The organism is Vreelandella janggokensis, assembly GCF_031451615.1.
Lineage (GTDB): Bacteria > Pseudomonadota > Gammaproteobacteria > Pseudomonadales > Halomonadaceae > Vreelandella > Vreelandella janggokensis.
Window position 1 is genome coordinate 911,825 of record NZ_JARWAJ010000001.1, and the last position, 12,715, is coordinate 924,539.

General features: G+C 56.3%; 11 protein-coding genes. 10 read left to right on the plus strand and 1 reads right to left on the minus strand.

What is annotated here, in order from left to right:
* Positions 1 to 33 precede the first annotated feature (33 nt).
* The 7 genes from miaA to QC816_RS04145 all read left to right on the plus strand — a co-directional run bounded on the left by miaA (position 34) and on the right by QC816_RS04145 (position 7,619).
* The gene (miaA, locus tag QC816_RS04115; protein ID WP_264823302.1) at positions 34 to 972 is read left to right on the plus strand and encodes a tRNA (adenosine(37)-N6)-dimethylallyltransferase MiaA; all 939 of its coding nucleotides are present in this window, start codon (positions 34 to 36) and stop codon (positions 970 to 972) included.
* Between the two features lie 136 nt (positions 973 to 1,108).
* A complete protein-coding gene (gene hfq / locus QC816_RS04120; protein ID WP_066321194.1) occupies positions 1,109 to 1,357 on the plus strand; it encodes an RNA chaperone Hfq in 249 nt (82 codons plus the stop codon).
* A 37-nt stretch (positions 1,358 to 1,394) separates the two neighbouring features.
* Positions 1,395 to 2,705, plus strand: coding sequence for a ribosome rescue GTPase HflX (hflX, locus tag QC816_RS04125; protein WP_085917952.1), 1,311 nt, complete (start codon positions 1,395 to 1,397; stop codon positions 2,703 to 2,705).
* A gap of 136 nt (positions 2,706 to 2,841) precedes the next feature.
* Positions 2,842 to 4,101: an FtsH protease activity modulator HflK gene (gene hflK, locus QC816_RS04130; RefSeq protein ID WP_264823301.1), complete on the plus strand. Its 1,260-nt coding sequence runs from the start codon at positions 2,842 to 2,844 to the stop codon at positions 4,099 to 4,101.
* Positions 4,102 to 4,986, plus strand: a complete 885-nt coding sequence (hflC, locus tag QC816_RS04135; RefSeq protein ID WP_085917954.1) for a protease modulator HflC — start codon at positions 4,102 to 4,104, stop codon at positions 4,984 to 4,986.
* A gap of 144 nt (positions 4,987 to 5,130) precedes the next feature.
* Positions 5,131 to 6,324, plus strand: a complete 1,194-nt coding sequence (locus QC816_RS04140) for an ATP phosphoribosyltransferase regulatory subunit (protein ID WP_085917955.1) — start codon at positions 5,131 to 5,133, stop codon at positions 6,322 to 6,324.
* Positions 6,324 to 7,619: an adenylosuccinate synthase gene (locus tag QC816_RS04145; protein WP_309781115.1), complete on the plus strand. Its 1,296-nt coding sequence runs from the start codon at positions 6,324 to 6,326 to the stop codon at positions 7,617 to 7,619. The genes QC816_RS04140 and QC816_RS04145 overlap by 1 nt, the downstream gene beginning before the upstream one ends.
* A gap of 87 nt (positions 7,620 to 7,706) precedes the next feature.
* Here the strand turns inward: QC816_RS04145 and cobO are convergent, their stop codons facing one another.
* Positions 7,707 to 8,306: a cob(I)yrinic acid a,c-diamide adenosyltransferase gene (cobO, locus tag QC816_RS04150; RefSeq protein ID WP_085917957.1), complete on the minus strand. Its 600-nt coding sequence runs from the start codon at positions 8,304 to 8,306 to the stop codon at positions 7,707 to 7,709.
* Between the two features lie 201 nt (positions 8,307 to 8,507).
* Between cobO and QC816_RS04155 the strand changes: the two genes are divergently transcribed.
* The 3 genes from QC816_RS04155 (at position 8,508) to yegS (ending at position 12,682) form a co-directional block, all read left to right on the plus strand.
* Positions 8,508 to 8,993 (plus strand): YajQ family cyclic di-GMP-binding protein, encoded by a 486-nt coding sequence (locus tag QC816_RS04155; protein ID WP_085917958.1) that lies wholly within the window; start codon positions 8,508 to 8,510, stop codon positions 8,991 to 8,993.
* A 64-nt stretch (positions 8,994 to 9,057) separates the two neighbouring features.
* Entirely contained in the window at positions 9,058 to 11,688 is a 2,631-nt protein-coding gene (gene pepN, locus QC816_RS04160) for an aminopeptidase N (RefSeq protein WP_309781118.1), read from the plus strand.
* Between the two features lie 34 nt (positions 11,689 to 11,722).
* Entirely contained in the window at positions 11,723 to 12,682 is a 960-nt protein-coding gene (gene yegS, locus QC816_RS04165) for a lipid kinase YegS (RefSeq protein ID WP_085917960.1), read from the plus strand.
* Positions 12,683 to 12,715 lie beyond the last annotated feature (33 nt).

Genomic DNA, 12,715 nt, shown 5'->3' on the forward strand with positions numbered 1-12,715 from the left:
AATCAGGTAGGGTCAGCGGAGTTTTACCAGCGAATGGCTGATACACGCCCTTGGGCAATTTTTTTAATGGGTCCGACCGCCGCCGGAAAAACGGATACGGCAATCGCGTTGCATGAGCGGCTGGGTCATCAGTTGATCAGTGTTGATTCGGCGATGGTGTATCGTGGCCTCGATATCGGCAGTGCCAAGCCCAGTGTGGATGAGCTTGCTCGCGCGCCTCACCGATTAATCGATATTCGTGACCCGGCCGAGCCTTATTCAGCCGCCGATTTTCGCTGCGATGCGCTTGATGAGATGCGACAAATCAGCGCGGCGGGCCAGGTGCCGTTGCTGGTAGGCGGTACCATGCTTTACTACAAGCACTTGCTCGAAGGTGTCGCCAATCTGCCCCCGGCAGATGCTTCCATTCGAAAAGAACTAGGGGCGAGGTGGCAGGCAGAAGGGCTTTCAGCCCTGCATCAAACATTGGCGCAGGTTGACCCGCCTTCGGCGCAGCGTATCCATCCCAACGATCCGCAGCGCCTCATGCGTGCTCTGGAAGTGTATTACGCAAGTGGGCGTCCGATGAGCGCATTGTGGGCTGAACAGCAACCGGAAACCTTTCCATGGCGGGTGTTGTCGATAGGGCTATTGCCAGCAGATCGGGCGATATTGCACCAGCGCATCGCGCAACGGTTTGAAATGATGTTGGCAGAGGGCTTGATAGATGAGGTCGCCGCCCTCAAACAACGTTATGACCTGCATGGTGATTTGCCCGCGATTAAAAGCGTTGGATACCGGCAGGTTTGGGAATATCTGGAAGGCCGTTATGATGATGCAATGCTGCGCGAGCGCGGTATTATCGCCACTCGACAGCTCGCCAAGCGGCAGATTACTTGGCTGAGGCGTTGGCCGTCACTGCATTGGATCGATACTTTGCAGCCTAACTCATTGGACAAGGTGCTGAAAATCGTGCGCGGAAGCGGTGCTTAGCGTAAGATATGAGGTTCGTAAGTCATGATTTCGAGTGGCCGAGCGAGCAGGCCTTTGGCCAACAAGATATCGGCGTAGCACCAGTTGGGCACGCCATCCATAATTAACCCCCAACGACAGTTTTAGGGAGAGCAACATGTCCAAAGGGCAGTCCCTTCAAGACCCGTACCTGAATATTTTGCGCAAGGAGCGTATTCCGGTCTCTATCTTCCTGGTCAACGGCATTAAGCTGCAGGGCCAGATTGAATCGTTTGACCAGTTTGTCATCTTGTTGCGCAATACCGTCAGCCAGATGGTTTATAAACATGCGATCTCAACCGTCGTACCATCGCGAAATGTGCGGTTGCCTGCACAAGATCCGGCCGCTCCGGACGAAGATGAGTAACACGGTGAGATCAGCAAAACAGTCCATGAGGTATTGATTGTTTTTTGAACGCCCTGAAGCCGGCGAAACGGCAGTGCTTGTTCACGTTGATTTTCAGGATGAACAAGCACGCGAAGACCCGGGTGAGTTTTTAGAACTCGTACGTTCTGCCGGTGCAGAGCCTGCTACATTGCTCACGGCCAGCCGACACCGCCCCGATTCACGTACCTTTATCGGGTCAGGCAAGTTGGAAGAGCTGCGGGCAATGCTCGCAGCTCACCAGGCCGAGTTGGTCATCTTTAACCATGGTTTAAGCCCATCGCAGCAGCGTAATCTTGAGCGTGAACTCAAGTGCCGCGTGCTGGACCGGACGGGCTTGATTCTGGATATTTTTGCACAGCGTGCGCGCACCCACGAAGGTAAATTACAGGTTGAGCTTGCTCAGCTTGAATACGTATCCACACGCTTGATTCGCGGGTGGACTCACCTTGAACGTCAGAAGGGCGGTATCGGTCTGCGCGGTCCGGGTGAAACGCAGTTGGAGACCGACCGGCGGCTTCTCCGTGGCCGTATCAAATCGATCAATAAACGACTCGATAAAGTGCGCAGCCAGCGTGAGCAGAATCGCCGAGCTCGTTCACGGGCAGAAATTCACAGCGTCTCGCTGGTTGGTTATACCAACGCTGGAAAATCAACCCTCTTCAATGCGTTAACGCAGTCACACGTGTATGCTGCTGATCAGTTGTTCGCGACGCTTGACCCGACACTAAGACGTCTGGAAATTGAAGATGTAGGGCCTGTCGTGATGGCTGATACCGTCGGTTTTATCCGTCACCTGCCTCACAAGCTTGTGGAGGCGTTTCAGGCCACGCTTCAGGAAGCGGCTGAAGCAACGCTACTCGTACATGTCATCGATGCCGCTGATCCTGATCGTGATCTAAACGTTGAGCAGGTCGAGCGTGTACTCGAAGAAATTGGTGCCGATGATGTCCCGGTACTGAAAGTCATGAACAAAATTGACCGGCTGGACAGCGCGCCCCGCATTGAGCGAGACGGACAGGGGCGTCCCGATGTCGTTTGGCTTTCAGCCCAGGAAGGCAAGGGGCTCGCGTTACTCCACGAGGCACTAACGGAGCGCCTGGCGAGCGATGTCATCGGCTTTTCGCTAACGCTTTCCCCCGAGCAGGGCAAGTTGCGTGCAGGTCTTCACGAATTGAATGCCGTGCGGGAGGAAGCATTTGATGAACAGGGACGTTCGGTACTGAATGTGCGTTTGCCTCGACGTGACTTTAACCAGTTGATGGCGCAACTTGGTGAACGCGCTAATACCTATTTGCCAGCCGAGCTGCGCGAAACGAGTGAATGGTGAGTTCTCGTGGAGCGGGTAGGCACGAGCCCCGGTCAGTGACCGAACAAGCTCCAGATTGCATAATACTAAATTGCGCTATGGCCCCGTGTTAACGTCGGGGCTTGAGCGTGAGTGAATACCTCAGTGGAGACGAAGTATGGCCTGGAATGAGCCCGGTGGCGGCAACCAGCATGATCCTTGGAGTGGTGGTGGCCGACGAGGCGGTAGCGACGGCGGTGGAAACCGTGGTGGCAATAACGATAGCAACAATGGCAATAAAGGGGGCAACAACCAAGGCCCTCCCGATCTCGATGAAGCGCTGAAAAAGTTTCAGGATAAGCTGAGCGGTATGCTCGGTGGCGGCAAGAAATCTGGCGGCGGCGGTAACAAAGGTAGCGGCGGCGGCAAGCCTCGTAATGTCTTTGCGCTACCGGGCTTGTTGATTATTGTCGCATTGGCGATCTGGGCCGCAATGGGCTTTTATGTCGTGGATCAATCCGAGCGTGGCGTTGTGCTTCGTTTTGGCGAATACCAGAACACCGTTACCCCTGGACTTCAGTGGAATCCCCCCTTGATCGACGAAGTGCGAATGGTCAATGTGACGCGTGTGCGCTCGCTGACCCAGACCCAGTCGATGCTGACCCGGGATGAGAACATCGTTGAAGTGGAAATATCCGCTCAGTATCAGGTGGCCGATCCGCGCAATTTCGTCCTCAATGTACGAGACCCGGAGCTGTCACTGGACAACGCCCTCGACTCATCGCTGCGTCATGTGGTCGGTGGAACCGACATGATCGATATTCTGACCTCGGGTCGTGAAATTCTGGGCAGTTCGGTATCGAGCCGTCTTCAGTCCTACCTGGATAACTACGGCGCTGGTATCCAGCTCCAGACCATCAACATCGAGTCCACCTCTGCCCCGCAGCCGGTCATTGATGCCTTTGATGACGTGATCCGCGCCCGTGAAGATCGTCAGCGCACGATCAACCAGGGCATCGCCTACGCCAACTCGATCATCCCTGAGGCTCAGGGTCAGGCGCAGCGGCTGGTCGAACAGGGCCAGGGTTATCGTGAATCGGTCGTGGCCGAAGCGCAGGGTCAAGCCAACCGCTTCAATTCGCTGCTCGCCGAGTACGAGAATTCGCCTGATATCATGCGTGAGCGGATGTACATTGAAGCCATCGAAGATGTCTTTGGCGAAACGCCCAAGGTGCTGCTTGACGTGAGTGAGAACGCACCGATGATGTACCTGCCGCTCGAGCAGTTGAATCGTCGCCAGGGTGCCGCCGCTTCGCAGCAGAGCAACAGCGACGGTGTCGATCCGCAGGTGCTTGAAAGCCTGCGCAGCGGTAACAGCAGCAGTCAGAGCAACAACTCCTCATCCAATAGCAGCTCTATCCGCAGGGAGGGCCGGTAAATGATCAATAATCGATCCCTGCTAATCGTTGGCGGCATTGCCGCCGTTGCGTGGCTTGCCAGTAACAGCCTGTATGTTGTCGATGAAACCGAACGTGCGGTCAAACTGCGCTTCGGTGAGGTCATCGAAGAGAACATTCAGCCGGGCCTGCACGTCAAAATGCCGATTGCGCAGACAGTGCGTACTTTCGATACCCGCCTGCTGACGCTGGATACCGACACCAGCCGCTATCTGACCCAAGAGCAGAAAGCGGTCATTGTCGATTCCTACGTGAAGTGGCAGGTGGTCAATCCCACTCGCTACTACGAGGCCACCGCAGGGGATGAAATGATGGCGACGCGCCTGATTCAGCCCCGCGTTGACGAAAGCCTTCGCAACCAGTTTGGTCGCTTGAACCTTCAGCAGATCATCGCCGAGGAGCGCGACGACCTGATGGATGGCCCGACCGAGGAGCTCGACGCACTGATGCGCGAAGAGCTTGGCGTGGCGATTCGCGATATCCGTATCAAGCGGATCGATCTGCCGGACGACGTATCAGCCGCGGTCTATGAGCGGATGCGTTCAGAGCGCGAGCGTGAAGCCCGGGAATGGCGTGCCCAGGGTCAAGAAGAGGCCGAGCGCATCCGTGCGAACGCAGATCGCCGCCGCCAGGTGCTGCTCGCTCAGGCCAATGAGCGTGCCGAAACCTTGCGCGGTGAGGGCGATGCCCAGGCGGCGGCCATCTTCTCTGAAGCCTACGGTCAAGACCCTGAGTTCTTCACTTTCTGGCGTAGTCTGAATGCCTATCGTGAGAGCTTCTCGGGAGATGACAATCTGTTGGTGCTGGAGCCGGATAGTGACTTCTTCCGCTACCTGCGCAGCGCCATGCCTGACGAAGACAGTTAAGCCATTGACGTAGGCCCCGTCGGACACCGGCGGGGTTCAACACGTCATAAAACGTGATAGACTTTACCAACCGGGCGTCGCCCGGTTTTTTTGTGGCCCTACGTCATTGGGCCTTCACTATTGTCGTCTCGCAGGATTGTTCACATGACCATTGCTGACCGCTGGCTATTGCCCGACGGCATGGACGAAGTGCTGCCGCCTCAGGCAAGCCGTATGGAAGAGCTACGCCGGACGTTGCTGGATCTATACCATGTTTGGGGCTATGACCAAGTCATGCCACCGCCGGTGGAGTTTCTGGACTCTCTGCTTACTGGCACGGGAACCGACCTGGACCTCCAGACCTTCAAGTTGACCGACCAGTTGACGGGGCGGATGATGGGCGCGTCGGCGGATGTTACACCGCAGGTGGCCCGAATGGATGCCCATTCGCTCAAGCGCCAGGGGCCGGTGCGCCTGTGCTACTGCACCAACGTATTGCGCGCCAAGGCAGACCAGCATCAGGGGGGGCGGAGCCCTGTCCAGGTGGGGGTCGAGCTGTTTGGCCACGCCGGTCTGGATGCTGACAAGGAAATTATCCATCTGGCACTGTCGAGCCTGCAGGCGGCAGGTGCGCAGGAGATCCACCTGGCGCTGGGGCATATCGGTATTTATCGGAGCCTGGTAGAGGCGGCGGAATTGAACGCCGAGCAGGAAGCGCAGCTGTTTGACGCTCTGGCGCTCAAGTCACCGGGCCTGCTGGCAGAAAACGTCAGCACCAGCGTAAGAGATCCTGCTTTGGCTGAGATGCTATTGGCCCTGGGCGAACTGCATGGCGATGCCGATATTTTGCTTCAAGCGCGTGAACGTCTGGCGGGTGCGCCCGCGTCCGTGGTCGCAGCGCTGGACCAACTGGATGCCCTCTATCAAGGTGTACTGGCACAGTTTGATGTCTCGCTGTATTTTGATCTGGCCGAGTTACGTGGCTATCAATACCATACCGGCATGATGTTCGCGGCGTATGTGCCAGGCTACGGCCATGCGCTGGCGAAAGGCGGTCGCTATGATGATACGGGGCGTGCTTTCGGGCGTGCGCGTCCGGCAACCGGCTTTTCGATGGACTTGAAACAGTTGGCCTCACTGGATATGGCCTCGTCGGAGCAGGGCGCGATATGGGCGCCAGCAGAGCAGGCCGCATCACTTGATGCTGCCATTGCCTTGCTGCGTGAGCAGGGCGAGCGGGTAATTCAGGCGCTGCCAGGGCAGCGTACGGGACCGGCGGAACACGGTTGTGACCGCCGTCTTGAGTTTATCGATGGTCGTTGGCAGCCAACGACACTGACACAAGAGACGAGTGCATAATGGGTAAGAATGTCGTAGTCCTGGGAACCCAGTGGGGCGATGAAGGCAAAGGCAAGATCGTTGATTTGCTGACTGAGTCGGCGTCGGCGGTGGTGCGTTTTCAGGGTGGCCATAACGCGGGTCATACGCTGGTGATTGACGGTGAAAAAACCGTGCTTCACCTGATTCCTTCCGGCGTACTGCGGCCTGACAAGACCTGCATCATCGGTAATGGCGTCGTGCTCTCGCCGGAAGCGCTGATCAAAGAAATTCGCGAGCTTGAAGCCAAAGGTGTCCCGGTGCGTGAACGGTTGCGCTTGTCGCCTGCCTGCCCGTTGATCCTGCCCTACCACGTATGCCTGGACCAGGCGCGGGAAAAAGCCCGCGGTATCGCAAAGATTGGTACGACGGGCCGGGGGATTGGCCCCGCTTATGAAGATAAAGTCGCTCGCCGGGGTTTGCGTTTGGGCGATATGCTTCACCGCGAACGTTTTGCTTCCAAACTGGGCGAAGTGCTCGACTACCACAACTTTGTCCTGGTTAATTACCACGGCGAGCCAGCCGTAGACTTCCAGAAAGTGCTCGATAGCGCCATGCAGATGGCTGAAGAACTACGCCCCATGGTGAGCGACACGGTGAGCATGGTTCACGATCTGCGCAAAGCCGGAGACAATATTCTCTTCGAAGGTGCCCAGGGGTCGCTGCTGGATATCGACCACGGTACTTATCCGTTCGTGACCAGCTCCAATACCACCGCGGGCGGAACGGCGACGGGGTCCGGCGTCGGTCCGCTGTACCTGGACTATGTGCTGGGTATCACCAAAGCCTACACCACACGCGTCGGGTCAGGTCCGTTTCCCACCGAGCTGTTTGACGACCACGGCCGCCATCTGGCCGAGAAGGGCCATGAGTTTGGCGCGACCACCGGCCGTCCGCGTCGCTGTGGCTGGTTCGATGCTGTCGCGCTTCGCCATGCGGTGCAGATCAATTCGGTTTCGGGTATCTGTTTGACCAAGTTGGACGTGCTCGACGGGCTGGAAAATATCCGCGTGTGCGTTGGTTATCGCAGCAAAGACGGTGACGTGCTCGATACGCCGGTCGATTCAGAAGGCTACGAAGCCCTTGAACCAGTCTATGAGGACCTGCCTGGCTGGAAAGAGTCGACCCTGGGCGTAAAAAAGGTCGAAGAACTGCCGGCCAATGCACGGGCCTACATCAGCTTCCTGGAAGAACAAGTAGGCACCAGCATCGACATTATTTCCACTGGCCCAGATCGCATTGAAACGATCGTGCTGCGCAATCCGTTTGATGGATAACCGGCTGAATAGCTGACACATTCTGTCGGGTGGGTGTAAAGAAAGGGGCGACGTGTTCGCCCCTTTTCAGGTCTGTCATTCGAACGCTTAAAAATCGATGCCGCGGCGCGCCTGGATGCCGTTGTTGAAGGCATGGCGGACTTCCTGCATTTCGGTCACCGTGTCTGCCATGGCGACGAGATCGCGGTGGGCGTTGCGGCCGGTAATAATCACGGTCTGTTCGCGAGGACGCTTCTCCAGAGCGGCTTTGACCTCGGCAATATCCAGGTAGCCAAACTTGAGCATATAGGTGATCTCGTCCAGTACCACCAGGTAGGTGTCGGGGTCGGCCAGCATTTTCTCTGCGTCTTGCCATACCTCTTGGCATGCCTGGGTGTCCGCCTCACGGTTTTGCGTTTCCCAGGTGAAGCCGGTGGCCATGATGGCAACGCTCAGGTTGGGGTCTTCTTCCAATCGATTGCGCTCGCCGCACTCCCACAGCCCTTTGATAAACTGAACGACGCCAACTTTATAGCCGTAGCCAAGGGCGCGGGTCACCGTGCCCCAGGCCGCTGTCGTCTTCCCTTTGCCGTTGCCGGTGTTGATGAGTATTAGGCCACGCTGCTCGGTGGCATCCGCGACCTTCTCGTCGACGCGAGCCTTGAGTTTTTCCATTGATGCTTTATGGCGTGTATTACGGTCGGTCATGGGGGTTCCTCAGCTGCGAATAGAGCGTTCCGGTGCCTTAGCCTAAGCGATTCATCGTGCCTTGAACATCGAGGAGAACCCTCTTTTATTCCACGATAAGTCGTCTGGATTCAGTATTTTGGCTATTTATATCCACATAATTGGCCGGTAGGGGGCTGGCTGCTCTAGAATAGTGGGTCATGTCTTGTCAGGAATCCGTTTATGCCCTCATTTGATATTGTCTCTGAGTTTGATCAGCACGAAGCGGCCAATGCTGTCGACCAAGCCAACCGCGAAGTTCAGTCCCGCTTTGATTTCAAGGGCGTGGATGCGTCTTTCACGCTTGAAAAGGAGTCGGTTCAGCTTGAAGCCGAGGTCGATTTTCAGCTCAAACAGATGCTTGATGTACTGCGTAACCGTCTGATTGCACGGGGCATCGATGCGCGCTGTATGGATATTAAAGACCCTGTGCTATCGGGTGTTAAAGCCCGTCAGGAAGTGGCGCTCAAGCAAGGCCTGGATCAAGGCGAGGCGAAAGATATCGTCAAGCGTATCAAGGCCAGCAAGCTAAAAGTCCAAGCACAAATTCAGGGTGAAAAGGTGCGGGTTACAGGTAAAAAGCGTGACGATTTGCAAAGCGTCATGTCGCTATTGCGCGGTGAGGAAGGACCGGAACTGCCGCTTCAGTTCGATAACTTCCGGGATTGACCCGACGCCCTGGTAACCTCTTTACGCCGCCAATAACAGCAATGACTATAAGGAGTTTCTCATCATGTCTGATCCGCAGCCGGTTTATTTAAGCGATTACCAGCCTCCCGCCTACCGGGTGACCCATACCGAGCTGACGTTTGATCTTGACCCCGCCGCGACTCGAGTCAAAGCGCGCCTGCACATCGAGCGACAGGCAACGGCCAGTGCTGATGAACCACTCAAGCTTGACGGTGAGCAACTGACCCTTGACGCCTTGCTGATTGATGGCAACCCACTGTCGGGTAATGATTATCAGGTAAGCGATGAGGGGCTTCGTATTGAACAGGTGCCTGCGCGCTTTACCCTGGAAAGTGAAGTACAACTCTCGCCCAAGGACAACACCGCGTTGGAAGGTCTTTACCAGTCCAACGGCATGTTCTGTACCCAGTGTGAGGCGGAAGGATTTCGACGTATCACCTTTTATCCCGATCGTCCGGATGTAATGTCGACCTTTAAAGTGACCGTCATCGGGGATCGCGAGCGAGAGCCCGTTCTGCTAGCCAACGGCAATCCGGTTGAACAAGGCGATCTTGAAAACGGTCGCCACTTTGCTATCTGGGAGGATCCGCACCCCAAGCCCTGTTACCTGTTTGCCCTGGTCGCCGGCGATTTGCATAGCGTTGAAGACCGTTTTACCACCCGGTCCGGGCGTGAAGTGATCCTGAAGCTTTGGGTTGAGCAAGAAAATCTGGCCAAAACCGAGCATGCCATGGGGTCGCTGAAACGGGCCATGGCCTGGGATGAGCAAGCCTACGGTCGTGAATACGACCTGGACCTGTTCATGATCGTGGCGGTGAATGACTTCAATATGGGGGCCATGGAAAATAAAGGTCTCAATATATTTAATTCGGCGGCGGTATTAGCCCATCCGGATACAGCGACTGACGGCGCTTTCCAGACGGTTGAGGGCATTGTTGCCCACGAGTATTTCCATAATTGGTCGGGTAATCGAGTCACCTGCCGCGACTGGTTCCAGCTCTCCCTGAAAGAGGGCTTCACTGTCTTCCGTGATCAATGTTTCTCCGCCGAGACCAACTCTGCCCCAGTGAAGCGGATTCAGGACGTTTCGTTTTTCCGAACGGCGCAGTTTGCCGAAGATGCTGGACCGACGGCCCATCCGGTGCGGCCGGATCATTATATTGAGATCACCAATTTCTACACCCTGACTATTTATGAAAAGGGCGCTGAAATTGTCCGCATGTTGTGCAACCTGGTCGGGTGGGACGCCTTTCGGCAGGGGGCCGACCGTTACTTTGCGCGCTTTGACGGTCAGGCGGTAACCATCGAAGACTTTGTGGATTGCATGGCAGAGGCCTCGGGACTTGACCTAGGTCAGTTCATGCGTTGGTATTCCCAGGCGGGAACACCCGAAATCGACGCCCATGGCGAGTACGACTATGCCCACGGCGAGTACCATTTGACGCTGCGTCAGCGGACCCCCGCTACGCCGGGCCAAGTAGATAAAGAGCCGCTGCATATCCCCATTGCCATGGGCCTTGTGGGTACCAAGTCGGGCCAGGACCTGGCGCTTACCCTCGACGGCAACAAGCTCGGTAAAGAGACAGTCATCCACCTGCGCGAAGACGAGCAGACCTTCGTGTTTACCGACGTGGCAGAGGCCCCTGTGCCTTCGCTACTGCGTAACTTCTCCGCGCCAGTGAAGCTGCATTTTCCGTATTCGCGGGAAGATCTCGCCTTCCTGCTGACCCAGGACAGCGACGGGTTTAACCGCTGGGATGCCGGGCAACGGTTGGCGATGCTGGCGCTTGATGACTTGATTGCCGCTCACCGTAATGGTGTGGAAAAGGTAATGGACAGCCGTGTCGTCGAGGCATTCCGAACGCTATTGGCCGATGCGCCGGCGGACAAGGCGGTGCTTGCCGAAATGCTCACGCTACCTTCGGAAGCGTACATCGCTGAGCAGCAGCCGATTGTCGATGTCGATGCCATCCACGCGGCCCGAGAGTTTGTCCGACAGTCACTGGCGATGGCGCTGCGTGATGAGTTCATGGCGACCTTTGAGGCCAATCGCTCCAGTGAGCCTTATGCACCGACGCCTGAGCAGATTGCCCAGCGAAGCTTGAAGAATGTAGCACTCAGCTACCTGATGTCGATTGAAGATGCGCAGGGCGTGGCGCTCTGCGAAGGTCAGTTTGCGGCGAACCACAACATGACCGATGTACGTCATGCATTGACGCTGCTGGTTCATAGTGACCGTGACGACCTGGCCTCTCCGGCGCTCAAGACCTTCGGTGAAAAGTGGGCCCATGACCCGCTGGTCATGGATCAGTGGTTCACGATTCAGGTCTCGCGCCCCCAGCCGGATGTGATCGACCGTGTGAAGTACCTGATGGCCCATCCCGCCTTCTCGCTGAAGAACCCCAACCGTGTGCGCGCGCTGATTGGCGCTTTTGCCCAAAATCGCGTCAATTTCCATCGTCTGGATGGTCAGGGCTACGCTCTACTGGCTGATGTCGTGATTGAGTTGAATCGGCTGAACCCGGAAATAGCGGCGCGCCTGATTACCCCGCTAACCCGTTGGCAACGGTTCGATGAAACACGACAGGTCTTGATGCGGTCTGAGCTTGAGCGCATTCAACGCGAACCGCTATCGAGTAACGTATATGAGGTGGTGGAGAAAGCATTGGCGTAACAAATTGATGGAGTGACAAGGAAAGGAAATCTCAGTGACAACACCAAAAAAGCGTTTTTTACTCATTGTTAATGGTAAATCAGCCGGTAATGCGGCGTTACGTGAAGCGGTAGCTGAGCAAAGAAAGGCAGGGATGTCGATTAGTGTTCGGGTAACCTGGGAAGCGGGCGATGCCGGGCATTTTGCCGTGGTCGCCGTCGATATGGGAATGACTCATGTGATTGCCTGTGGCGGGGATGGTACCGTCAACGAGGTGATGAACGGTCTGATGCGTCTGGATAAAGAGCGGCGGCCGGTCATGGGAATTGTGCCGCTGGGTAGCGCAAATGACTTTGCGACCTCGGTGGGCTTGCCGCTGGAGCCCTCCGAGGCGCTGTCTGCAGCGTTGACGCTGTCTGATTACCCGATTGACGTTGTTAAACTATGTGCCGAGAGCGACACTGAGTCGGTCACCAGCTATTACGTTAATATGATGACGGCAGGTTTTGGCGCTGAAATTACCTCGTCCACTCCCAAAATGCTCAAGCGCATGTTGGGTGGCGGCGCTTATTCCCTGATGGGGGCCGTCAAGGCATGGCGACACCATAGCTACCGTGGCACGCTACACTGGGACGATCAGGAAGAGTCGACGTCGCTTTTACTGCTCGCCATTGGCAACGGTCGCCAGTCAGGGGGTGGGCAAGTGCTAGCCCCAAAGGCGAAATTGGATGACGGTCATCTTGATATCCTCGTGGTCAAGGATTTTCTCACAGCGCGGGCACTGACGGATCTGGTCAGCGAATTGCAGGATTTTCCCAGCCATGGGCAATTCGTGCGCTATGTATCGGCGGATGCGCTCAGCGTATCGACACTATCTGACGATCCCCCTTGGCCGTTAACCCTGGATGGTGAAGCACGCCATTATCGACGCTTTCGCGCTGATGTTGTGCCGTTGGCTATCCATGTGGTGCTGCCCGATCAATGCCCACTACTGTCATCGGTCATAGAGACCTGAAATTAATAATCTGTCATTGACCCACTTTTACAG

Excerpts from the sequence above, each read along its gene's own strand:
- QC816_RS04145 (WP_309781115.1), top strand. The coding sequence starts at position 6,324 with ATGGGTAAGAATGTCGTAGTCCTGGGAACCCAGTGGGGCGATGAAGGC.
- hflC (WP_085917954.1), top strand. The coding sequence starts at position 4,102 with ATGATCAATAATCGATCCCTGCTAATCGTTGGCGGCATTGCCGCCGTT.
- miaA (WP_264823302.1), top strand. The coding sequence starts at position 34 with ATGGCTGATACACGCCCTTGGGCAATTTTTTTAATGGGTCCGACCGCC.
- pepN (WP_309781118.1), top strand. The coding sequence starts at position 9,058 with ATGTCTGATCCGCAGCCGGTTTATTTAAGCGATTACCAGCCTCCCGCC.
- QC816_RS04140 (WP_085917955.1), top strand. The coding sequence starts at position 5,131 with ATGACCATTGCTGACCGCTGGCTATTGCCCGACGGCATGGACGAAGTG.
- QC816_RS04155 (WP_085917958.1), top strand. The coding sequence starts at position 8,508 with ATGCCCTCATTTGATATTGTCTCTGAGTTTGATCAGCACGAAGCGGCC.
- cobO (WP_085917957.1), bottom strand. The coding sequence starts at position 8,306 with ATGACCGACCGTAATACACGCCATAAAGCATCAATGGAAAAACTCAAG.
- hflK (WP_264823301.1), top strand. The coding sequence starts at position 2,842 with ATGGCCTGGAATGAGCCCGGTGGCGGCAACCAGCATGATCCTTGGAGT.
- hfq (WP_066321194.1), top strand. The coding sequence starts at position 1,109 with ATGTCCAAAGGGCAGTCCCTTCAAGACCCGTACCTGAATATTTTGCGC.